Below are 22,558 nucleotides of genomic sequence, written 5' to 3' on the forward strand. Positions count from 1 at the left end.
CACCAATAAACGATTGGGCTTCTAAATTCTTTTGAGGAGCGTAGAATTTATTTTTCTAAATCAAATTTTTACAAAGTATGCGGTTGGAATAAAGCTTGTACAAAACAAGAAAATTTCTGATGTTGTTCAGCTAAAAAGTTTTGTGAGGCTGTGGTTTTAATCGACGTTAAAACTTTAAGCTGATCTTTATCTGAGATCAGTTTATTCTCGCCACGCTTTTGTTGATTGAGCGCTTTTTCAATCGGTGATTGTTTATCTACCACAACAATTAACGATTGTATTGGCTTGGTCGTATCTTTAATTGCAGCAGTATGGCCTGTCTGTGCCATTACTGCGAGTCCTAGACTTAAGCCCAAGATCTTTAAATAAGAATCATTCATTCCATCGGCTCCCCTTGATGGTCAAATTTTTGTTCTTGAACATGGTTATTGTAGCAAAACAACTTACAAAAAGCATAACTACGTCACATTTTTTAATAATACTACACAAAAAATGTTTAAAAAACAATCATTGAAACGAAATGTAATATTTTAATTGATAACACATAAATGTGGATGAATCGTGAAGAATCCAATTTTAGGTTAAATTGTGTAAAAAATATACCAAATAATTTACATGAGTAATACACATTTTTAGATATCTTAAATTATGAATAAGATAGTTTAAATATTTATAAGTAATTGATTGTTAAATTAAAATAATAAAAATATAGTGCTTCTAAATCATTAAAAACCGAGAAAGAAATGAAAAAACTACTGCTTTTAAGTGCGATCAGTTTAATCGTCACGGGGAATGCTTATGCAGCGAAAGAATTTTTAAATGTATCTTACGATCCTACCCGTGAATTTTATCAAGAATATAACAAGAGTTTTGGTCAATTTTGGAAATCAAAAACAGGCCAAGATATTGAATTTAAGCAGTCTCATGGTGGTTCTGGTAAGCAAGCACGCTCAGTGGTAGATGGTTTGCAAGCAGATGTGGTGACACTGGCTTTGGCTAATGATATTGATGAAATTGTCAATGCGGGTCTGATTGAAAAAGGCTGGCAAAAAGAATTTCCGAATAATTCTGCACCCTACACATCTACCGTTGTTTTTTTAGTACGTAAGGGCAATCCCAAAGCAATTAAAGATTGGAATGATTTGGTAAAACCGGGGGTTGAAATTATCACACCAAACCCTAAAACAGGCGGTGCGCCGCGCTGGATTTATTTATCAGCGTGGGGCTATGCATTAAAACAACCGGGTGGTAATGATGCAAAAGCGCGTGAATTAGTCAAACAAATATATAAAAATGTCAAAGTGTTAGATTCAGGCGCACGTGGCTCGCTCACAACATTTGCGGATCGTGGTATTGGCGATGTTTTGTTGTCTTGGGAAAATGAAGCAATTTTGGCGACGTCTGGTCCAGATAAAGATAAATATCAAATTATTTATCCATCCATTTCAATCCTAGCTGAGCCTTCAGTCGCAATCGTCGATAAAGTGGTTGATAAAGATGGTAATCGTAATTTAGCGAAAGGCTATTTAAATTATCTTTATTCACCTGTAGGGCAGGACTTGGCAGCAAAATATAATTTCCGTCCGCGTAATGCCAAAGCTGCGGGCAAATATGCGGCAAAATTTCCAAAAATTAAACTCTTTACTATCGATCAAGTTTTTGGCGGTTGGGCAAAAGCGCAAAAAACCCATTTTGCCAATGGGGGAATTTACGATCAATTTACCGCTGAAAAGTAATTTGAATCAAATACAAACAAGTCCTCTTTGATCAAAGGGGGCTTTTTTTACCCTTATACATTTGTGATAAAGAAATAAAACAGACAAAATATACACCACAGTGATGTTGAGCGCTTTCATCAATTAAAACAATAGATTGATTTTTAATCTGTGCTAAGTTTGCGGGTATTTCGCTTTTTGATTGAAGTTTATTCGCTTATTTCATATATTTAGAATAATTTTAGCGATGTTAGCACTCATAATATGAAAACTAATTTTAAAGCACTGATGAGTGCTGTGGTTATTGCGACGGGATTAACTGTTGCAACGACAGCAAGTTATGCTGCTGACCGTGAATTTTTAAATGTGTCTTATGATGCAACGCGTGAGTTTTATGATGAGTTTAATAAATCATTTGGCGCTTACTGGAAATCTCGTACAGGTAAGACTGTTGATTTTAAACAATCGCATGGTGGTTCGGGAAAACAAGCACGTGCCGTGGTTGATGGCTTAAAAGGTGATGTAGTGACCTTAGCTTTGGCCAATGATATCAACGAAATTGTGAAATCAGGTCAAATTAATCCAGGTTGGGAAAAAGAATTTCCAAATAACTCAGCACCGTATACGTCTACCGTTGTGTTTTTAGTACGCAAAGGCAATCCCAAAGGTATCAAGGATTGGACAGATTTGACCAAACCTGGTGTACAAATCATTACCCCTAATCCTAAAACAGGCGGTTTACCACGCTGGATCTATCTCTCAGCTTGGGGCTATGCACTTAAACAACCGGGTGGTAATGATGCTAAAGCACGTGAGTTTGTTTCTAAGATGTACCATAACGTAAAAGTTATGGATCCAGCTGCACGTGCATCGATGACCACATTTGCTGAACGTGGGATTGGTGATGTTTTACTGACTTGGGAAAATGAAGCCATGGTGAGTAAGAAAGCATCTGGCAATAAATTTGATATTGTCTATCCATCGATGTCAATTTTGACTGAACCGTCAGTGGCAATTGTTGATAAAACAGTAGAGAAGAATGGCAATAAATGGTTAGCAACGGGTTATATTAACTATTTGTATTCTCCAATAGGTCAAGATATGGCAGCACGTCATTTCTATCGCCCGCGCAATGCAAAAATCTTAGCTAAATATTCCAATCAATTCCCTGAACTGAAAACATTTACCATTGATGAAGTCTTTGGTGGTTGGGCAAAAGCACAGCAGACGCACTTTGCCAATGGCGGTGTTTTCGATCAGATTTATAATAGCAAGCGCTGAGCATCAACTATTTTGATTGAAAAAACCTCCTTTTTAGGAGGTTTTTTCAATCTGTTATGAATCAGTTAGACTAATATCAAAGTGAGTAATCAATTTAAACTATGGATATTGTACTAAGGCTTGCGACTGAAAATGATATTGAGGTTATTTTTGATATACGAACGTCAGTCAAAGAAAACCATTTGTCAAAACAACAACTGACTGAACTGGGTATCACTGAGTCGGTCATATTGGATTTAATTCAAAATACTTCGACTGTCTGGCTTGCAGAACTGCAGCATCAAGTATGTGGTTTTTCGATCGCAGATTTAACCGACGGCAGCGTATTTGCCATGTTTGTCCACCCGGATTTTGAAGCCAAAGGTGTCGGAACTGCACTTTTGAAAAAAGCAGAAGATTTATTATTTGAATACTTTCAAGAAATTTGCTTGGAAACTGATCAAAAAAGTCGTGCTTTTGAATTTTATCTCCGACAAGGTTGGCGTGTTTCAGCGTATTTTGACAATGGTGATGTGAAAATGCTCAAGATACGATAACGCTTTGTCGCAGGATGGATGAGCTATTTTTTGTACTGAACTTTTATAAAAAGCACTTTAAAACGGTTTTCTCTATAAAAAGTAATATTTCCCTACAAAAAGTCGTTTGGAGCTTTGGCAAAACAAGGTAATAATGTGCAGTTACTTTTTTTGCTTAAACTGAAATCATAATTATGTCTCATATTTCTGTATTACTACATGAAACTGTCGATGCTTTACTTGCAGATCGCAATACAGGAATTTACGTTGATGGGACATTTGGGCGTGGTGGACACACTCGTTTATTGTTGTCTAAGTTAGATGAACATTCAAAAGTTTATGCTTTTGATAAAGACCCACAAGCATTAGAAGTGGCATATCAGTTAGAAAAAGAAGATCCTCGTTTTAAAATTATTCATGCCAGTTTTGCAGATTTACAACAAGAATTAAATCAATTGGATATTTATCAAGTCGATGGGATTATGGCAGATTTAGGGGTGTCATCACCACAGCTAGATCAAGCAGATCGTGGTTTTAGTTTTATGAAAGATGGACCACTTGATATGCGTATGGATAATTCTCAAGGACAAACAGCCGCAGATTGGCTAGTGGATGTAGACGAAGAACATTTGGCCAATGTGATTTTTCAATATGGTGAGGAACGTTATAGTCGTCGTATTGCACGTGCGATTAAGCAAGCAGGTTATATTGAAACCACTGGAAAATTAGCGGAAATTGTGAAAGTTGCGCATCCTAAGTGGGAAAAGAATAAACATGCTGCAACACGGACGTTCCAAGCTATTCGTATTGAAATTAATAAAGAACTCGATGACGTACATACCTTTTTACCTCAAGCCGTAGATTTGTTAAAATCAAATGCACGTTTGGCCGTCATTAGTTTCCATTCACTTGAAGACCGGATTATTAAACAATTTATTCAAAAAGAATCAACGTTGCCAGAAGATAATGGTTGGGGATTGCCTCAAAAAGTACAAGATACTCGTCGACTGAAAAAGGTAGACAGAATTCGTGCCAGTGAGGAAGAAGTCAAAGCCAATCCTCGTTCACGTAGTGCTTGGCTTCGAGTTGCAGAACGCTTAGAACAAAAAGGCGCAGAATGAAACAAGAAATTATAGAAGAATCAAGTCATAAGCTGGCAATAAAAAAAGCGATTGTTTATGGCATATTGGTTGTCGCAGTGCTGATCAGTGCCTTTATGGTGGTGTTGCAAGTCTTTGCTTATCGTCATGATTTTCGTGATTTAAATAGCTATATGCGTGAACGTGAAGATATCAATGCGGAATGGGGGCGTTTGCTCATTGAACAACAAACATTTGGTGCAACTGCGCAAATTGGAACACGTGCAGTAACACAATTGAGAATGTATTCACCGCCAGCTGCGCAAACAGTTGTCATTTCATTACCAACTGAATCAGAGCAGAAGAAGTAAGGCATCTGTATGGCAGATAAGCAAACTAAACCGACTCGGCAGCCACGTAAAAAGCAGCCTTCCATTACCCAAAAAAGTACTGTATCGATAGATATGTGGCGCTTCTATTTAATGTGGGGCGTGGTGCTTTTATGTTTTGTCGGCTTGGTCGGACGTGCATTTTATGTGCAAGTGATTAATAAAGACTTTTTACAAAATAAAGCCAATGCCAACATTCTACGTTCTGAAACATTAAAAGCCATGCGTGGTGTGATTAGTGATCGTCATGGCGTGCCTTTGGCAATCAGTTCTCCAATCATGAAAGTGGTGATTGATCCACGTGAATATTTTGAGACTAAAAAACAGTTTGATACCATCACGGCTGAATTACAGAAGACACCCAACAGTCGTAAACTCAAACGCCAATTGCCTGATGAAAATTTAAATTTAGATGAATTGGCAGATGCGGTTGGTCTTGATCGTGCCGACTTAAAAAAACGTTTAAATGAACGTCCACGTTCTCGTTATTTGGTACTTAAAAAAGAAGTTCCGCCACCACAAGCAGATTTTATTACCCAACATAAATTTGCTGGCGTTTATGCCGAGAAAACTTATAAACGTTATTATCCTCAACCACAACCCAATGCACAAATTATTGGTCTCACCAATAGTGAAGGGACGGGGATTGAAGGTTTAGAGATGCAGTTAAACTCCCGTCTGGCTGGTGAAGATGGTGAGCAAAAGATTTCTCGTGATAAACATGGTAACCGTATTACCACCCCGGAAGTTGTAAAAGAAGTGAAAGCTGGGGAGAACATTACCTTAAGTATCGATTCACGTTTGCAATATATTATGTATCGTGAGTTGACTGCGGTGGGTGTTGCCAATAATGCACGTTCTGCTTCTGCAATTGCTGTGGATGTAAAAACGGGCGAAATTCTGGCTATGGCGAGTTGGCCTTCTTATAACCCCAACGATAAAAATGGCTTAAGTAATAAAGATGCCATGCGTAACCGTGGTGCAATTGACATGTTTGAACCGGGTTCAACCATGAAACCTTTTACCATTGCAGCAGGTTTGGAAAGTGGCAAATATACCCCAAACTCGGTGATTAGTACCAGCCCAGGTTCGATGCGTTTAGGTTCACATACCATTCGTGATACGCATAACTATGGTTCGTTGACCGTCACTGGTGTGATTATTAAATCCTCGAACGTCGGTTCGGCAAAAATTGCTTTGTCTTTACCAAAAGAAACCTTGCCAAGTTTCTTTAGAAAAGTCGGTTTTGGTCAGCGTTCGGCAGTTAAATTCCCAGGTGAGAGTGGAGGTTTAGTGCTTCCACCTGAAAAGTTAAATTCTTCGCAAATTGGTACAATGGCTTATGGTTATGGTCTAAATGCTACGATTTTACAGTTGGCGCAAGGCTATGCAATGTTGGCCAATCATGGTGTGGAATATCCTTTAAGTCTTTATAAATTAAATGATCAGCCCAAAGGTAAACAGGTTTTAGCGCCTAAAATTGCTGATGAAGTTTTGTTGATGTTAGAGCAAGTTACGATGCCTGGTGGTACTGCAAAACAAGCCAATATTCCCGGTTATCGCGTGGGTGGTAAAACAGGTACAGCACACAAGTTGCGCCCTGACCATAGAGGTTATTCGAATACTGAATACCGTGCTTTATTTGCCGGTGTGGCGCCGATTAGTGATCCTCGTTTGGCGGTTATTGTTGTAGTCGAAAATCCGCGTGGACAATATTATGGCGGTTTGGTTGCCGCTCCAGTGTTTGCCCGAATTATGCAAGAATCTTTACGTTTAATGAATGTGCCTTTAGATAAACCTCTTGAAACGGCTAAGGCCAAGCCATAGGTAAACTATAATGATTAATTTTCAAGATATTTATAAAGTTGATAATACAAAGGCTTGGATGTCTGAGTCATTTAATGGCTTTTCTCTAGATAGTCGTTATGTACAACAAGGGCAAATTTTTATTGCTTTGACCAGTTATTCGCAGCCAGAAAAAACCACACAATTTGCTCAAATCGCTTTAGATAAAGGCGCATTGGGCATTATTAGTGAAACAGATTTAGGCTTTGAATCTGCATTGATCTGCCCAGATGTGCGTCAGTTGATGGGACAATGGCAAAAACAATATTTACAAGCGACATCTCCTGTAAAAGCTGCGCGAATTCTTGCAGTCACGGGAACCAATGGTAAAACCACGATTTCACGCCTCGTTGCTGAATTACTGGCATTACAAAATAAAAAATGTGCAGTGATGGGAACGACGGGGAACGGGATTCTGCCAAACCTAGAAGCATCTTCGCATACCACTTTAGATGCGTTGCATTTACAAAATCTTCTGCATGATTTTGCTATGCAAGGTGCTGAATTCGCTTCAATTGAGGCAAGCTCGCATGGTTTGGAACAAGGTCGTTTAAATGGTTGTGATATTGAGATTGCTGCATATAGTAATCTGAGTCGAGATCATTTGGATTATCACGGGACGCTTGAAGCCTATGCTGAAGCAAAAGCGTTACTGTTTAAATTTGCTGCATTAAAAGTTGCAGTAATTAACATAGATGATGCGCATGCAGACCTAATGATGAATGCTGCAAGCAGCAATCTGTCACATCCGAAAGTATTGACTTATTCAACCTCTAAAGCGGCTGATTACCAAGTATTTGGGATTAAATATAGTCTAGATGGGGCAACATTCCATCTCAAAACAGCTAAAGCTGAATTTACAGTAAATAGCCCATTGCTTGGGCATTTTAATATTGAAAATTTGGTGGCCAGTTTAATTGTTGCCGAACAAGCAGGTTTTGATTTAAAACAACTTATCGCAACCGTACCTAATTTGAAAGGTGCACCTGGACGTATGCAGGTGATTCGTGATCAGGATCGTCTGTTTGTGGTGGATTATGCACATACACCAGACGCTTTAACTCAGGTTTTAAAAACCTTGAAACGCCATGTTGAAAATCAGCTTTGGGCCGTCTTTGGTTGTGGTGGTGATCGAGATCGCGGTAAACGCCCATTAATGACCAAAGCAGCTTTGGAACAAGCCAATCCTGTGATGATCACATCAGATAATCCACGTACAGAAAATCCTGAGCAAATTTTTGCTGATATGAAGCATGAAATTGATTTTAGCCAGCATGAGGTTCACGAAATTCGTGATCGCCGTGAAGCAATCAAATATGCAGTAAAGCATGCCCAATCAGGTGATATTGTTGTGATTGCCGGAAAAGGTCATGAAAATTATCAAGAAATTGATGGTGTTCGTCATTGGTTTGACGATGTCGTTGAAGTGCAATCGGCAATAGATGCACAACACCATAAACCCAATTCAGCTTATCCAGCTCATTAGGAATAAGAGATGCACACCTCTACCACCAGTACTGTGCCTTTGGAGCCATGGTCAGCAGCACAACTTGCTGAAGCAACTCAAGGTTATTGGTATTTAGATCAAGCACCACAAGGTGAAATTAAACGTATTTTGACTGATTCACGTCATGCTGAATTAGGTGATGCTTTTTTGGCGCTCAAAGGTGAGCGTTTTGATGCACATGATTTTGTTGCCCAAGTGGCTGAGAATGGCTGTCAAATTGCCATCGTTAGCCATCCTGTTGATGTAAATATCTGCCAACTTGTCGTTGCAGATACACGTTTGGCATTGGGGCACTTAGGCGCGTATCGTCGTGCTCAACATCCACAATTAAAAGTGATTGCACTTACAGGCAGTAGTGGTAAGACCACCACCAAAGAGATGTTGGGGAGTATTCTTTCACGTCTGGCGCCGACCTTGATTACACGTGGCAATTTAAATAATGATCTTGGTGTGCCAATGATGCTATTGGAGCTGCGTTCAGAGCATCAATATGCGGTGATGGAACTTGGTGCAAGCCATCAAGGTGAAATTGATTACACCTCAAATCTTGTACAGCCACATGTTGCTGGTATTTTAAATATTGGAACTGCGCATTTAGGCGAATTTGGTGGACGTGATGGAATTTGCCGTGCCAAATCTGAAATTTACCGTCATATTGATCAAGCAGGAATAGCAATTGTTCCTGCTCAGGATGATTTTACCGATACGATTCGTCAAGTGGTAGACACTGAGCAAGTGTTAAGTTTTGGTCAGGGTGGCGAAGTCTTTGCGACAGATGTTCAGTTATACGCACAGTCTGCAATCTTTACACTCAATACGCCTCAAGGTGCAAGAACCGTCAATCTTCCTTTTGCAGGTGAACATAATGTCCATAATGCAGAAGCAGCGGCAGCATTTGCCTTAGCGATTGGTGTTGGTTTAGACGATATTGTGATCGGCTTGGAGTCGGCACAAGGTGCAAAAGGGCGTTTGAATTTTATTCATAAGCACAAGCATTTATTTATTGATGATACCTATAATGCCAACCCGACTTCAATGCGTGCAGCAGCTGAAGTACTTGCGCAACAGCAAGGGATCAAAGTGATGGTGATTGGCGATATTGGTGAACTGGGCGATACTGCTGCGCAGCAACACTATATGTTGGGTCGTGATCTGGTTTCAGTGGATGGGATTCAATTTGTTGTTGCAGTAGGTGAGTTTGCTCCTGCTACACAAGAAGGTGCGCGAAGCACTCAATATGGTAAAAAATTACAAGCTTTTCTTAGCCAAGAACAAGCTTTACCTTTATTGTTAAGTTTAATTGCAACACATCAACCACAGTCCATGAGTTTCCTGTTTAAAGGTTCTCGCTATACCCATATGGAAACGTTGATGGCTGATTTGATGGAGAAAGTTTAATGCTGTATTGGTTATTTCAACACTTGGCGGGTTATGAGAACGCGTTCCAAGTTGTTCGATACTTATCGTTACGAGCATTGCTCAGTGTATTGACTGCACTTGCGATTGGTTGGGCCTTGGGACCAGTAATGATCCGTAAATTACAAGCGCTCAAATATGGTCAGGCTGTCAGTTCATATGCACCTGAAAATCATGCCAAAAAAATGGGTACACCGACAATGGGCGGGATTTTAATTCTGCTTTCGATCGGGATCAGTACCTTGCTTTGGGCAGATTTATCCAATCCTTATGTATGGATTGTCTTGGCTGTTATGGTGATCTTTGGTGCTGTAGGTTGGGCGGATGATTGGATTAAAGTCCGTTATAAAGACAATGCGGGTTTACCTGCCAAGAAGAAATTCTTTTGGACTTCGGTTGGCTCTTTGGGGGCGGGTATTGCGTTGTATATCATTGCAACTCAGCAAGACAGCCCCGTACATACAGCGAATATGCTGGATTTGTTGATACCATTTTTTAAAAATCTGAGTATTCCATTGTCTTCAATTCCATTGGGTATTGGCTTCATTATTTTTACCTATCTGGTAATCAATGGTGGGTCAAATGCAGTGAATTTGACCGATGGGTTAGATGGTCTGGCGATCATGCCGATTGTTTTGGTTGCCGCAGGTTTAGGTGTTTTTGCATACTTGGCAGGTGATATACGCTTTGCCAATTATTTACATATTCCCTATGTAAAATATACCTCTGAGCTGGTGATTATTTGTGCTGCAATGATTGGAGCGGGTTTAGCATTTCTTTGGTATAACGCGCATCCAGCCCAAGTCTTTATGGGAGATGTCGGTGCATTATCATTGGGTGCAATGCTGGGCACTATCGCGGTAATGGTTCGTCAAGAGATCGTCTTTGCAATTATGGGCGGGGTCTTTGTAGTAGAAGCAATCTCGGTATTCTTACAAATCGGATCATTACGTATGCGCAATAAACGTGTATTTCTTATGGCACCGTTGCACCATCATTATGAGAAAAAAGGCTGGCGTGAGACTCAAGTGGTGATCCGTTTTTGGATTATCACAATTATGCTGGTAGTTTTAGGTCTAATGACATTAAAATTACGTTAAGCCAAAGTGATTTGAAAAGTCGGCATTTGCCGGCTTTTTTTATGGCCTAAAAATATCTTTTGGAGAATACGATGAATTTGTTGATGTGCCCTGTATGTCGTGAGGCATTGAGCCTATCGGATCGGACTTGGCGCTGTGTAAATAATCATAGTTATGATGTGGCAAAACAAGGATATGTGAATTTACATGTAGTACAACATAAGCATAGTAAAAATCCAGGGGATACGCTTGAATCTGTACAAGCACGACGTGGATTTTTAAGTGGTGGATTTTATGCACCTTTACAGCAAGCCGTTGTTGAGAAAATTCGTGAGTTACAGGTTGAAAACCTGCTGGATATCGGCTGTGGTGAAGGCTACTATACCGATGCAATGCAACATCAAGTGATGCAATGTATTGGGGTTGATATTGCAAAAAATGCGGTTCAAGTTGCTGCAAAACTCAATAAAGATGTGACATGGATTGTGGGAACAGGAGCGACTCTACCTGTTTTGGATCATTCGATTGATTTGTGTACCAGCTTATTTAGCCCGATCCCAGAAGAAGAAATACTCCGAGTGCTTAAGCCGAAGGCTTATTTGATGGTGGTAACACCTGCACCAGAGCATTTATATGGGATGCGTGAGGGCTTGTTTGATGAAGTTAAAGGCCATGAACCGCAAAAGTTTGTCACGCAATTACAGGCATCTTTTGAATTAGTAGAGCAGCCGATTATCGAAACAACGTTTGAGCTGGATCAAGCACAACTCAAAAACCTGATTGCGATGACCCCTTATGCTTATAAAGCAAAACCTGAAAAGCGGTTAGTTTTGGAAGCACAAGTTAAAACGATGTTAAAGGCAGCCTTTCAAATTTATATTTTTCAGAAAAAATAATAAAAAACTAAGCCATAAAAAAATGCCATCAATTGATGGCATTTTTTATTTGAGAAACTAATTATTGAACTTCATTAATCAAATTCTCAAGAGAATCACTTTCTCGTTTTGCACTGCCTTGATTCATTGCAGGCGGTGTTACTTTGTTCGGTTTTAGCGGTTGATCTGAACCTTCATCAGGTAAGTCTTCAAAGTCATTTGATGAATTACGTGATGGTGTAACAGGTGCAGGTTTAAAGATTGGACGGGCTAAAGGCGGTGATGAGCCATTGCCTTCATTTTGAGTAGCACCTTCAACTTGTGTCTGATTACGTTCTTCACGAGAGATTGGTGCTTTGGCATTTTTATCAAAATGTACCCAAGCAGATGGCGTGTCTTTTAAGGCTTTACCCATAAAGCCGGTCCAAACTGGAAGCGCTGCGATCCCACCAAATTCACGACGACCAAGTGTTGAAGGCTGGTCAAAACCGACCCAAGCAATCGCAACTAATTTGCCGTTGAAACCTGCAAACCACGCATCTTTAGCATCATTGGTTGTTCCTGTTTTACCGCCAATGTCATCGCGACCAATTTTAAGTGCTGCACGACCAGTACCATGCACAATCACATCACGAAGAATATTTGCCATATCAAAAGCAGATTGTGATTTTAAAATTCGTTGTGCTTGACGATATTTACTTTGTTCTTCTTTGCTTAATGGAGTTTGAACCTCATCCACTGTAAGGTTTGCACCTTCAATGACTTCATCATCAGGGGTAATGGCTTGGGTATCGGCTACCGTCTCTTTTTGATTGATACATGGAATACACGCATATTCAGGCGCTGCTTCATAAATGGTTTTGCCATAAGCATCTTCAATACGGCTGATGAAATGCGGTTGAATACGATATCCACCATTGGCAATTGCTGCATAGCCAGTTGCCATTTGAACTGGAAGTACTTGTGGGGTACCGAGCGCAATCGTAAAGTTACGAGGGATTTGATCTTCTTGTAGGCCAAAATCCATCAATAATTGGCGCGCACGTTCTACACCTACACTTTGTAATAAACGTACAGATACCGTATTACGAGATAAGTACAATGCACGTCGTAAAGGAATCATACCCAAATAACGACCATCTGAGTTTCTTGGTGACCAACGACCAATTGTAATAGGGCTATCATTGACCATGGTATACGGAGTCATACCGCGTTCAAGCGCCAATGCATAGACGAATGGCTTAATGGTTGAACCTGGTTGACGCCAACCTTGTATTGCGCGGTTAAATTTAGATTGGTAAAAGTTGTATCCACCCACCACAGCTTCAATTGAACCATCATTGGGATTGATTGCAATGAGTTGACCTTGTGCTTTCGGTGTTTGAACCAATGACCACGCGGTTTTATTTTCATTGGGACGTAAGCGAATAATATCTTTAACAGTTACAATCTGCGAAGCGCGGCTTGGTGCCCCACCAACTGCATTGGCATTGATATATTTTCTCGCCCAAGACATACCTGACCAAGGCACAGTTACTGTAGAGCCATCTTGCATTTTGGCATCAAAACTATTGTTGCCTACCTTGATGACTTCAGCAGGGTAGGTATTGGCATAAGCAATGAATTCTTTTAAAGGTTTATCATGTGCTTCAGCACCACGCCATCCATGACGACGATCATAATCTTCCAAGCCTTTTTGTACTGCATCTTCTGCATATTGTTGGCGTTTGCTGTTGACCGTTGTATAAACTTTATAACCCGAATCAATTGCTTGTTCACTAAACTTTTCAACCAGTTCTGAGCGAACCATTTCGCCTACATAGGGAAATCGATTACTTAAGCCGCGATCAGGCATACTCAAGTTAATCGGCTCAGCGACAGCTTTTTCGTATTCTGCTTGTTTAAGATAGCCAAGTTGTAACATGCGACCTAGAATCCAGTTACGACGTTCTAATGCGCGTTCAGGATTCACTACAGGGTTGTATTTTGATGGTGCTTTAGGTAAGCCAGCAATCATCGCCATTTGAGCAACACTGAGTTGATCTAAGCTTTTGTCATAATAAATTTTTGCTGCAGCAGCAATACCATAAGCATTTTTACCTAAAAAGATTTTATTGACATATAAAGATAAAATTTCTTCTTTCGATAGATTTTGTTCTATTTTACGTGCCAAAAAAACTTCGGTAAGTTTGCGCTTAAGTGTTCGTTCAGGTGATAAATAATAATTTTTAGCCACCTGCATGGTAATTGTTGAGCCACCTGTTTGTACATTTGATCCAGTGACACTTTCACTCACTGCACGCCCTAAGCCTTTAAAGCTAATCCCGCTATGTTCGAAGAACGATGAATCTTCAGCAGCAAGGAAGGCATGAATGAAATGCGGTGGGATCTGCTTGTACTCAACAGGCACCGAAAGCTTGCCACCATATTCAGCGATCAGCTGATTATCTGCTGAATAAACTTGCAAAGGTTTAAGCAATGGCGCCTTTTTTAAAGAGCTCATTTCTGGTAGTGATGGGGCAATATATAGATACATTCCATAAAAGCCCATCGGAATTGCGACTAAAATAATGATAATCAGCAAAAAAAAGGGATGAATATAACCTGAACAAGATAGCTTTTTCATAACAAGTAAGTTTTAATAATAGCTAATGGCAAACTAATTGCGTTCAGTATAGCTTCTCATGTGATGGATTGTTAGATGGGATATTGTATCTGTAAAAAATTAAGACCAAATGCAGTCGGTTTGTGTTATTTATTGGGGATAAAAAAATAATAGGAAATCAATCGTGCTTAGACTATATCGTAAGCCAAATAAGGGGTTAATAGGAGTAGATATTAGTTCTACTACTGTAAAGATTTTAGAGCTCTCTGTTAAGAACGGTCGTTACTGGGTTGAAAGTTATGGATTAAGTCCACTGCTTGATGGGAGTGTTGTTGAAAAAAACATTCTTAATCCTGAAGCAGTTGCTGATGCGTTGGAAAGGGCTGTCAATATTGGCAATCCTCAATCGCAAAATGTTGCGGTTGCTGTACCTACATCTATGGTGATTCACAAAATCATCGAAATGGATGCCGATATGTCGGATGAGGAAAGAGAAGTTCAGATTCGAATGGATGCTGAACAATATATCCCTTTCCCGCTGGATGAAGTCAGTTTAGATTTTGAAGTGTTAAAAGATAAGCTAGCAAATCCAAATCGAGTCAATGTGTTACTTGTTGCAACACGTGCAGAGAATATTGATTCTCGTGTTGAAGTTTTAGAAATCGCAGGCTTATCACCTAAAATTGCAGATGTAGAAAGTTATGCAATTGAGCGTGCTTTTGATGTCTTTTCCGATACCTTACCAATCGGTGTAAATCTTGTGGGTATCTTGGATATCGGCCATACCATGACCACCTTGTCTGTGATGCAAAATGGCAAGATCATTTATACCCGAGAGCAAGTTTTTGGTGGCAAGCAGCTGACTCAAGATGTACAGAACCGCTATGGCTTGTCTTATGATGAAGCTGGTCGGGCCAAAAAAGATCGGACTTTACCTGACGATTTTGAAACAGAAGTCTTAATGCCGTTTTTAGAAGCAGTGGTACAACAAGCTGCTCGTTCATTACAGTTTTTCTTTTCATCTTCTCAGTTTAACGAGATCGACCATATTTTATTGGCGGGTGGTAATGCCAATATTCCTGGGTTGGCAAAATTATTACAACAAAAACTCGGTTATCGGGTCACGATTGCAAACCCTTTCTTGCAGATGGGGTTTTCACCACAAATTGACTTAAAAAAAATAGAAAATGATGCACCTTCTTTAATGGTTGCGTGTGGTTTGGCTTTGAGGAGTTTTGATTAATGGCAAAGATTAACTTACTCCCTTGGCGTGATGAGCTAAGAGAACAGAAGAAGAAGCAATTTGTTGCAATATGCGTTGGGGTTGCACTGATTGGCTTAGTTACAGTGTTATTGGCGTGGTTCTATTTTGATCATAAGTTAGAAGATCAGGAGCAAGCCAATCAATTGGTGACCAGTACCAATCAAAATTTAGATACGCAATTAAAAACTTTAGATGGTTTACAAGAACGTCGTAATGCCATTATTGAACGGATGAAACTGATTCAAGGCTTACAAGGTCAACGTCCTGTGATTGTTCGCCTCGTTGATGAATTGGTTCGGATTGTCCCTGCACAAATGTACATCACAAAATTTAGTCGTGTGGGCGATAAATTTACCATTGAGGGGAAAGCTGAAAGTCCAAACACAGTTGCTGAATTGTTGCGTGGATTAGAAGCTTCTGAATGGTATCGAAATGCGTTTATGAATTCATTCTTAGCCGCAGATGAAAATAAAAATAAAGAACAGACTTCGGTGATTCCTCGTGTGGAAGAATCATATGGAAGTTTTGTTGTGACTGTAGATATCGGTGAAATAGCAGCGACTGCAGATGGGGATACAACTAAAGCTGAACAAGTTCCAGCTGCTGGGGGTGCAAAATGAGTCGTGAAGATTTTGAGCAATTAGAATCATCTGTAAATGATGCTCCAAAAAAGAACAAGATGACCGTTGAGAAGTTTTTTCAACAGTTTAATACCTTGGATATGAATAACTATGGCAGTTGGCCTCTATCCGTTAAAGTAACTTGTTGGGTATTCTTGTTTTTTTTGGTGTGTGCAATTGGCTATTTTTTAGCAATTAGACCTAAATTAGATGCAATTGATCAAGCGCGTACAGTTGAACAAAACTTATTAAATGAATTTAAAGAAAAGGATTCTAAATTAAGAAACTTGCAGCAATATCAAGCGCAATTGCAACAAATGGAAGCAAATTTTAATCAGCAATTAGAACAGCTTCCTAAAGAAACTGAAATTCCGAGTCTGGTTGAAGACATTAACGTGACAGGAGTAAGTTCTGGTTTGAAATTTAAGAATATCAAATTAGAACCAGAAGTGAAGCAGGAGTTCTTTATTGAGCAGCCAATTTCGATTGATGCAACAGGGGATTATCATTCATTCGGCAGTTTTGCAAGTAGTCTGGCGGCGTTACCACGTATTGTCACTTTGCATGATTTCACAATTACAGGAACACCTAGCCAAGATAAAAAATCTGATGTGCCAGTGATTGACTATACAATTAAAGCAAAAACCTATCGCTATATCGGTGCTGATGAGCAGAAGATAAATAAATCTGTCAATACTGCTGCGCAGACAACGACACCTCAGCAAGGAGGGACGCCACAATGAAACAGCTCAGTAAAATAGTTTGTGGAATCTCATTTGCGATGCTGTTGGTGGGGTGCGATTCTAGAATTGATGCCGTTAATCAAGAAATGGCAAATATTAGAAATCAGCAACCATTGCCGATTGAACCTGCGCCAGTATTTAATCCAGTGCCAAGTTTTAATTATTCTGCTCAACAGTTACGCAGCCCATTTTTGCCAAACTCATTAGCAAATGAATTGAAAATCATGTCAGGCAAGCGCGTCTACCCGAATTTTTCAAGACAGCCACAGCCGCTTGAAAGCTATCCTTTGGAGTCATTAACACTGAAAGGAAGTATGAAAGGGTCCGTTGGTCAGACCGTGGGTTTGATCAAAACACCAGATGGTGAGATTGAGCGGGTACAACTTGGCAATTACATGGGCATGAATCAGGGGCGAATTATTGAAATTACGCCGACCCGTATTGATTTATTGGAAATTGTTCCAGATGGTCGAGACGGTTATATAGAAAGACCACGGAGTCTAGTTCTAATCGGTCCAATAGATTAAAACGGAATAAAGGAATAAAAATGAAAAAGAGTTTGAAAAATATCTTTAACGGGGATGGTAAGTTTATGAATAGTCAACTTCGTCAATTTACTATGGCGGCAGTGTCAATTGCGATTATGCAGGTTGCAGCAGCACAAACAACCATGACCAATATTGTACCGATGAAAATACCGGGGCAAGGTACAGAAATTCGGGTGATGTTTAATGGCTTACCGCCACAGCCTCAAGCCTATCAATTGGATAATCCATCTCGACTGATTTTGGATTTTGATCAGGCGAAGCAAACGATCAATCAGCCGTCTATTGCTGTGGCAAGTGAAGAAGCGTCGACGGTGGATATTGCGGCCGATGATCAACGTTCACGCTTAACGGTAAATTTAAAAAATAGTGGTTCTTTTACAACACGTGTTGAAGGGAATACCTTTATTTTAAAGATTAACAATGCCAATCAAGCTGCTGCTTTACCGACTTATGCCTCATCTGCATCTACGCTGAATAAACAAAATCAAGGCATCGCAGATATCGGTTTTCAGCGTGGCAATGCGGGTGAGGGCCAGGTTATTGTAAATCTGTCTGGTGCAAATACACCTGTGGATGTGCAACAACAGGGCAGTAAAGTTGTTATTCGAACCTTAGGGAATAAAATTCCAGCACATTTAATTCGTCGATTAAATGTCAATGATTTTGCGACCCCAGTTTCTTCTGTGGATGCTTATAATGATGGTTCCAATGGTGTAATCACCATTCAATCTTCGGGTAGCTATGAATATATGGCTTTCCAAGCGGAAAATAAATTAACCGTGAGTTTAAAGCGTCCTGTAGAAAATAAAGTAAATCGTCCCAATGTGAGTCAATCTTATACTGGTAAGAAAATCTCGCTTGATTTTCAAGATATTGAAGTACGCCGTGTGCTACAGCTACTTGCTGATTTTACCAGTATTAATATGGTGGCTGCGGATTCGGTTCAAGGTAATATTACTTTACGTTTAAAAGATGTACCTTGGGATCAGGCCTTAGATATTATTTTAAAAACCAAAAATTTAGATAAGCGCCGTAATGGTAGTGTGATTTGGATTGCGCCTGTCACCGAGCTGATTAAAGCAGAAGAAGATGAAGCCAAAGCGATTGCACAAAGTGTAAAATTAGCACCAATTCAAACTGAATATATTCAACTTAATTATGCAAAAGTTGCAGAAGTTCTTAAACTGTTACAGGACTCTAGAAACCCTAAAGGTGCGCAGGCGAATAATACCAATAATACAGATTCTTTAGCTTTAGAAAGTCTACTGAGCTTAAGAGGAAGTGCGGTTGCAGATACACGAACAAATACATTAATTATTAATGATACTGCAAATAATATTGATAAAATCCGTAAAATGATTGATCTATTGGATATTTCGGTCAAACAAGTCATGGTTGAAGCACGTATTGTTCGTGCTACGACAGATTTTACCAAAGAAATGGGGGTAAAGTGGGGCATTTTATCTCAAGGGATTACCAAGAATAATGATTTGCTGGTTGGTGGAAGTAATCAAACACTTTGGGATTTAAAAACCCCAGATAGTAATGGTAAATATACCATTACTCGCCCTGATAATTTAAATGTAGATCTTGGTGTCACCACTGCGGGTGCAAGTAAGATTGCATTTGGTTTAATTAGTATGTCTGATTTTATGTTAGACCTAGAATTATCTGCATTACAAGCTGATGGTTATGGGGAAGTGATTTCAACACCAAAAGTGATGACGGCAGATAAACAAAAAGCCAAAGTTGCTTCGGGTCAACAAATTCCATATCAGTCAACGCAAACGGCAGGAGGTAGTGCCGTTGCAACAACTGAATTTAAAGATGCTTTGCTCAGTTTGGATGTTACACCAAGCATTACTCCAGAAGGGAAAGTGCAAATGCAGCTAAATGTCACAAGTGACTCAGCTGGCCAAATAGTGAATGGAAATGTGGCGATTAACAAGAATGAAATCAATACCAATGTCTTAGTCGATGATGGAGAAACCGTGGTATTAGGTGGCATTTTTGAACAAGAAACTAAAAACAGTCAGACCAAAGTTCCATTTTTAGGTGATATTCCTTATTTAGGACGATTATTTAGAAAGGATGTAAAGTCTGATAATAAACGAGAGTTGCTAATCTTTGTGACACCAAGAATTGTTAATGACAGTCGTACCAGAAATCATTAATATACTTTCAATGAAAGCAATTCGATAGGTGACTCCTTGCCAAGCAAAGAGTTGGAAACCCTACCAAATATTTATTTGGTAGGGCCCATGGGAGCAGGAAAAACAACAGTTGGTCGGCATCTAGCGGAACTGTTAAGTCGTGAGTTTTTAGACAGCGATCATGAAATAGAAAGAAAAACAGGGGCATCTATTCCTTGGATTTTTGAAAAAGAAGGCGAACAAGGTTTCCGTACAAGAGAAACAATCGTGATTGATGAACTCACATCAAAAAAAAATTTAGTGGTTGCAACAGGTGGTGGTGCTGTCACTCAAGCCATGAATCGAGAATATCTCAAGCATAGAGGTATTGTGATTTATTTATATACCCCTGTAGAAATCCAATTATTACGTACACATCGAGATAAAAATCGTCCTTTATTGCAAGTCGAGAATCCTGAGCAAAAGTTAAAGGATCTACTTAAAGCACGAGATCCACTGTATAGAGATGTTGCACATTATATTATTGAAACCAATCAGGGTGCTGCGCGAGATTTAGCGCTGAGAATATTGCAACTGATCGTTTCAAAAGAAATTATTTAGTCAGTAAATTATCATTCATTGTTATTTGGCAGAATCATGCAAACTTTACATGTTGAACTGGGTGAACGTCGTTATCCAATCTTTATTGGTAGTCATTTGAATCCTCAAGAATTGCTTGAACCTTATATTCAGGGACATCAAGTGATGATTGTTACAAATACCACAGTTCAGCCTTTGTATTTGTCGCACTATGTTGAAGCAATTCAACAATTGGGGAAGCAGGTTACAACATGTGTTTTGCCTGATGGTGAGAAATATAAAGATATCCAGCACCTCAATTTGATTTTTGATGCTTTGCTTCAAGCTGGCTTTAATCGTGATTGTACGGTTTTGGCTTTAGGTGGTGGGGTGATTGGTGATATGGCAGGTTTTGCCTCAGCCTGTTTCCAGCGAGGCGTATATTTTATCCAAGTTCCGACCACATTATTATCTCAAGTAGATTCGAGTGTTGGTGGAAAAACCGGAATTAATCACCCTTTAGGCAAGAATATGATTGGTGCATTTCAGCAACCTCAAGTGGTTTTGGCTGATATGGCACAACTCAAAACCTTGCCTGAACGTGAACTTTCAGCGGGTTTGGCTGAGGTGATTAAATATGCGCTGTTGGGTGATTTAGAATTTTTAACATGGTTAGAAGAGCATATGGATGGGCTGATTGCCCAAGATCCAGAATTATTGGCTGAAGCTGTTTATCGTTCTTGTGCGCATAAAGCAAGAGTTGTGGCCAATGATGAGAAAGAGCAAGGTGAACGTGCTTTATTGAATTTAGGCCATACTTTTGGTCATGCCATTGAATCGTATCTTGGTTATGGGGTGTGGTTGCATGGAGAAGCAATTGCAACGGGTATGGTGATGGCTGCTGATTTATCCCAGCGTATGGGATGGATTTCATCAGATGATCTGGAACGTACAAAAAAAATCATACAACGTGCCCAATTACCTGTAGCATGTCCTAAAATTCCGCTCGATGAATTTTTGGCATATATGTCACATGATAAAAAAGTATTAAATGGCCAACTTCGTTTAATATTGATAAAACAACTCGGCCAAGCCATCATTACTAAAGATTTTGATGTTGAGTTGATGAAACAAGCGATTCTCGCGAATCAGATATAGAAAAGGTTAGTTCCAAATGGCAGCAGTTCGTACAAATTGGCAAAATATTCGACAATATATTTGGTTGGTTGGTGGATTAATCTGTCTTTTGGTCGCACTGGTTTTTTGGGCAGTGACCGACACCAAAGATTTGGTCACTGTGGTCAATCCGATTGAAGAGTCCCAAGTTCAAATTCAACCTGAAAAAGTTGCCGCAACATCGCATTTAGGTGCTTTGATGGATGAAGTACGTCCACTTGAAATGACCACACGTATTGTGACTGCGGGTAGCCATGATGCAGAATTTCGTGGTACAAAGTTTTTTCAAGAAAATAAGAAAGCTTGGTCGATAGAGTTATTTAAGACCTCGGATGAAGATGTCATCTTGGGATTTTTACAGAAACAAGCGGATCGTAAAAATTTTATTTATTTCCGTTTAAGTGGTGAAGATCAAGCAGAGCAATATGTTTTAGCCTATGGTCTATTTAAAAGTGATGATCAGGCCAAGAGCCAGTTACAACAATTAAATTTAAAACTGCCTGCATCTATCCATCCACAAGCGATCCAGTTTGAAAAATATAGTGCTTTAGTTAATGATCTGGGCTCAGATGAAATGGCAAGTGCAAATAAACTCTATCAAGTGAAATTAAAATCTGCACCTTTACCTGTAGTTGATGAAACGCTATTGGCTCAAGCAAAATCAGCATTGTCATCTTTAACGGGTTCAACTCCTGCAAATCAGACCACAAAAACTACAATTACGCGTCGTGATGCATCTGGCAATGTGGTAGATGTACAAAAGTCGCAATCTCGTGCACAGCCTTCAAGCAACAATAAAGAAACCGGTGCTACTGCTGATAAAAAGCCAGCTGAGCATGAAGTCAGTGATCCATTCAATTAAAATTAGCTCTAAAATGAAGCAGAATTAATTATTTAATTTTATATTTGCACAAAAATGGTGCTATAAATGCCTTTATAAGACGCTTAGAATTTTAAAGAATATCTTTATTTCACTATCTTTTAGTGATTTGGTGAACAAAAATAAAATTTGGCATATTTTTTGCTTTATTGTTGCGCTAATTGAGTTGATTGTCCCTATTTTGGAGCGAAATGATTCAGTTGGTGTGCGATTTAAGTCTGGTTGAGTGCTTTATTTCAGTGCGGAAGTTGTAAAACAATCTTGCAATTAAAGTAAAAACAGACTGGTATTCGATTCTGACTAAGTGGTT

The 22,558-nt window shown here is 39.4% G+C and carries 20 protein-coding genes; 18 read left to right on the forward strand and 2 right to left on the reverse strand.

Going from position 1 to position 22,558, the window contains the following annotated elements; genetic code table 11:
• Positions 1–68 precede the first annotated feature (68 nt).
• Entirely contained in the window at positions 69–380 is a 312-nt protein-coding gene (locus FHR28_RS00515) for a hypothetical protein (RefSeq protein WP_004725398.1), read from the reverse strand.
• A gap of 363 nt (positions 381–743) precedes the next feature.
• Here FHR28_RS00515 and FHR28_RS00520 point away from each other — a divergent pair, with 363 nt between their 5' ends.
• The 10 genes from FHR28_RS00520 to FHR28_RS00565 all read left to right on the forward strand — a co-directional run bounded on the left by FHR28_RS00520 (position 744) and on the right by FHR28_RS00565 (position 11,722).
• Positions 744–1,736, forward strand: a complete 993-nt coding sequence (locus tag FHR28_RS00520) for a sulfate ABC transporter substrate-binding protein (RefSeq protein WP_004725400.1) — start codon at positions 744–746, stop codon at positions 1,734–1,736.
• Positions 1,737–1,979: 243 nt separating this feature from the next.
• Positions 1,980–2,996, forward strand: coding sequence for a sulfate ABC transporter substrate-binding protein (locus FHR28_RS00525; protein ID WP_004816643.1), 1,017 nt, complete (start codon positions 1,980–1,982; stop codon positions 2,994–2,996).
• Between the two features lie 101 nt (positions 2,997–3,097).
• Positions 3,098–3,532 carry a GNAT family N-acetyltransferase gene (locus FHR28_RS00530; RefSeq protein ID WP_166781729.1) on the forward strand — a complete coding sequence of 145 codons (435 nt, stop codon included), beginning with the start codon at positions 3,098–3,100 and terminating at the stop codon, positions 3,530–3,532.
• A 173-nt stretch (positions 3,533–3,705) separates the two neighbouring features.
• Positions 3,706–4,632: a 16S rRNA (cytosine(1402)-N(4))-methyltransferase RsmH gene (gene rsmH, locus FHR28_RS00535; protein ID WP_056517503.1), complete on the forward strand. Its 927-nt coding sequence runs from the start codon at positions 3,706–3,708 to the stop codon at positions 4,630–4,632.
• The gene (ftsL, locus tag FHR28_RS00540; protein WP_166781730.1) at positions 4,629–4,961 is read left to right on the forward strand and encodes a cell division protein FtsL; all 333 of its coding nucleotides are present in this window, start codon (positions 4,629–4,631) and stop codon (positions 4,959–4,961) included. Before rsmH ends, ftsL begins: the two co-directional genes overlap by 4 nt.
• Positions 4,962–4,970: 9 nt before the next feature.
• A complete protein-coding gene (gene ftsI / locus FHR28_RS00545; protein ID WP_004816649.1) occupies positions 4,971–6,806 on the forward strand; it encodes a penicillin-binding protein PBP3 in 1,836 nt (611 codons plus the stop codon).
• Positions 6,807–6,813: 7 nt separating this feature from the next.
• Positions 6,814–8,310, forward strand: coding sequence for a UDP-N-acetylmuramoyl-L-alanyl-D-glutamate--2,6-diaminopimelate ligase (locus FHR28_RS00550; protein WP_166782745.1), 1,497 nt, complete (start codon positions 6,814–6,816; stop codon positions 8,308–8,310).
• A gap of 9 nt (positions 8,311–8,319) precedes the next feature.
• Positions 8,320–9,729 (forward strand): UDP-N-acetylmuramoyl-tripeptide--D-alanyl-D-alanine ligase, encoded by a 1,410-nt coding sequence (locus FHR28_RS00555; RefSeq protein WP_166781731.1) that lies wholly within the window; start codon positions 8,320–8,322, stop codon positions 9,727–9,729.
• The gene (gene mraY / locus FHR28_RS00560) at positions 9,729–10,847 is read left to right on the forward strand and encodes a phospho-N-acetylmuramoyl-pentapeptide-transferase (RefSeq protein ID WP_004725416.1); all 1,119 of its coding nucleotides are present in this window, start codon (positions 9,729–9,731) and stop codon (positions 10,845–10,847) included. Before FHR28_RS00555 ends, mraY begins: the two co-directional genes overlap by 1 nt.
• Before the next feature lie 71 nt (positions 10,848–10,918).
• Positions 10,919–11,722 (forward strand): putative RNA methyltransferase, encoded by an 804-nt coding sequence (locus FHR28_RS00565; protein WP_166781732.1) that lies wholly within the window; start codon positions 10,919–10,921, stop codon positions 11,720–11,722.
• Between the two features lie 61 nt (positions 11,723–11,783).
• On the opposite strand, the gene ponA is transcribed toward FHR28_RS00565, so the two are convergent.
• The gene (gene ponA, locus FHR28_RS00570; protein ID WP_166781733.1) at positions 11,784–14,327 is read right to left on the reverse strand and encodes a penicillin-binding protein PBP1a; all 2,544 of its coding nucleotides are present in this window, start codon (positions 14,325–14,327) and stop codon (positions 11,784–11,786) included.
• 163 nt (positions 14,328–14,490) lie between these two features.
• Between ponA and FHR28_RS00575 the strand changes: the two genes are divergently transcribed.
• The 8 genes from FHR28_RS00575 to FHR28_RS00610 are packed head-to-tail and all read left to right on the forward strand — an operon-like array spanning position 14,491 to position 22,230.
• Positions 14,491–15,549, forward strand: coding sequence for a pilus assembly protein PilM (locus tag FHR28_RS00575; RefSeq protein ID WP_004816660.1), 1,059 nt, complete (start codon positions 14,491–14,493; stop codon positions 15,547–15,549).
• Positions 15,549–16,190, forward strand: coding sequence for a PilN domain-containing protein (locus FHR28_RS00580; protein WP_004725427.1), 642 nt, complete (start codon positions 15,549–15,551; stop codon positions 16,188–16,190). Before FHR28_RS00575 ends, FHR28_RS00580 begins: the two co-directional genes overlap by 1 nt.
• Positions 16,187–16,933 carry a type 4a pilus biogenesis protein PilO gene (locus FHR28_RS00585; RefSeq protein ID WP_004725428.1) on the forward strand — a complete coding sequence of 249 codons (747 nt, stop codon included), beginning with the start codon at positions 16,187–16,189 and terminating at the stop codon, positions 16,931–16,933. The genes FHR28_RS00580 and FHR28_RS00585 overlap by 4 nt, the downstream gene beginning before the upstream one ends.
• A complete protein-coding gene (locus tag FHR28_RS00590) occupies positions 16,930–17,460 on the forward strand; it encodes a pilus assembly protein PilP (RefSeq protein WP_166781734.1) in 531 nt (176 codons plus the stop codon). Before FHR28_RS00585 ends, FHR28_RS00590 begins: the two co-directional genes overlap by 4 nt.
• Before the next feature lie 20 nt (positions 17,461–17,480).
• Positions 17,481–19,655, forward strand: a complete 2,175-nt coding sequence (pilQ, locus tag FHR28_RS00595; protein ID WP_166781735.1) for a type IV pilus secretin PilQ family protein — start codon at positions 17,481–17,483, stop codon at positions 19,653–19,655.
• Between the two features lie 36 nt (positions 19,656–19,691).
• Entirely contained in the window at positions 19,692–20,234 is a 543-nt protein-coding gene (gene aroK, locus FHR28_RS00600; protein WP_004725433.1) for a shikimate kinase AroK, read from the forward strand.
• A 36-nt stretch (positions 20,235–20,270) separates the two neighbouring features.
• A complete protein-coding gene (gene aroB, locus FHR28_RS00605; RefSeq protein ID WP_166781736.1) occupies positions 20,271–21,350 on the forward strand; it encodes a 3-dehydroquinate synthase in 1,080 nt (359 codons plus the stop codon).
• Positions 21,351–21,366: 16 nt separating this feature from the next.
• Entirely contained in the window at positions 21,367–22,230 is an 864-nt protein-coding gene (locus tag FHR28_RS00610) for a hypothetical protein (RefSeq protein ID WP_166781737.1), read from the forward strand.
• Positions 22,231–22,558: the final 328 nt, after the last annotated feature.

Origin of the sequence: Acinetobacter sp. BIGb0196 (assembly GCF_011759595.1) — a bacterium.
GTDB classification, from domain to species: Bacteria; Pseudomonadota; Gammaproteobacteria; order Pseudomonadales; family Moraxellaceae; genus Acinetobacter; species Acinetobacter guillouiae.

Bases quoted from the DNA above. Each gene is read 5' to 3' on its own strand.
- FHR28_RS00515 (WP_004725398.1), bottom strand. From the start codon at position 380: ATGAATGATTCTTATTTAAAGATCTTGGGCTTAAGTCTAGGACTCGCA.
- FHR28_RS00520 (WP_004725400.1), top strand. From the start codon at position 744: ATGAAAAAACTACTGCTTTTAAGTGCGATCAGTTTAATCGTCACGGGG.
- FHR28_RS00525 (WP_004816643.1), top strand. From the start codon at position 1,980: ATGAAAACTAATTTTAAAGCACTGATGAGTGCTGTGGTTATTGCGACG.
- FHR28_RS00530 (WP_166781729.1), top strand. From the start codon at position 3,098: ATGGATATTGTACTAAGGCTTGCGACTGAAAATGATATTGAGGTTATT.
- rsmH (WP_056517503.1), top strand. From the start codon at position 3,706: ATGTCTCATATTTCTGTATTACTACATGAAACTGTCGATGCTTTACTT.
- ftsL (WP_166781730.1), top strand. From the start codon at position 4,629: ATGAAACAAGAAATTATAGAAGAATCAAGTCATAAGCTGGCAATAAAA.
- ftsI (WP_004816649.1), top strand. From the start codon at position 4,971: ATGGCAGATAAGCAAACTAAACCGACTCGGCAGCCACGTAAAAAGCAG.
- FHR28_RS00555 (WP_166781731.1), top strand. From the start codon at position 8,320: ATGCACACCTCTACCACCAGTACTGTGCCTTTGGAGCCATGGTCAGCA.
- mraY (WP_004725416.1), top strand. From the start codon at position 9,729: ATGCTGTATTGGTTATTTCAACACTTGGCGGGTTATGAGAACGCGTTC.
- FHR28_RS00565 (WP_166781732.1), top strand. From the start codon at position 10,919: ATGAATTTGTTGATGTGCCCTGTATGTCGTGAGGCATTGAGCCTATCG.
- ponA (WP_166781733.1), bottom strand. From the start codon at position 14,327: ATGAAAAAGCTATCTTGTTCAGGTTATATTCATCCCTTTTTTTTGCTG.
- FHR28_RS00580 (WP_004725427.1), top strand. From the start codon at position 15,549: ATGGCAAAGATTAACTTACTCCCTTGGCGTGATGAGCTAAGAGAACAG.
- FHR28_RS00585 (WP_004725428.1), top strand. From the start codon at position 16,187: ATGAGTCGTGAAGATTTTGAGCAATTAGAATCATCTGTAAATGATGCT.
- FHR28_RS00590 (WP_166781734.1), top strand. From the start codon at position 16,930: ATGAAACAGCTCAGTAAAATAGTTTGTGGAATCTCATTTGCGATGCTG.
- pilQ (WP_166781735.1), top strand. From the start codon at position 17,481: ATGAAAAAGAGTTTGAAAAATATCTTTAACGGGGATGGTAAGTTTATG.
- aroB (WP_166781736.1), top strand. From the start codon at position 20,271: ATGCAAACTTTACATGTTGAACTGGGTGAACGTCGTTATCCAATCTTT.
- FHR28_RS00610 (WP_166781737.1), top strand. From the start codon at position 21,367: ATGGCAGCAGTTCGTACAAATTGGCAAAATATTCGACAATATATTTGG.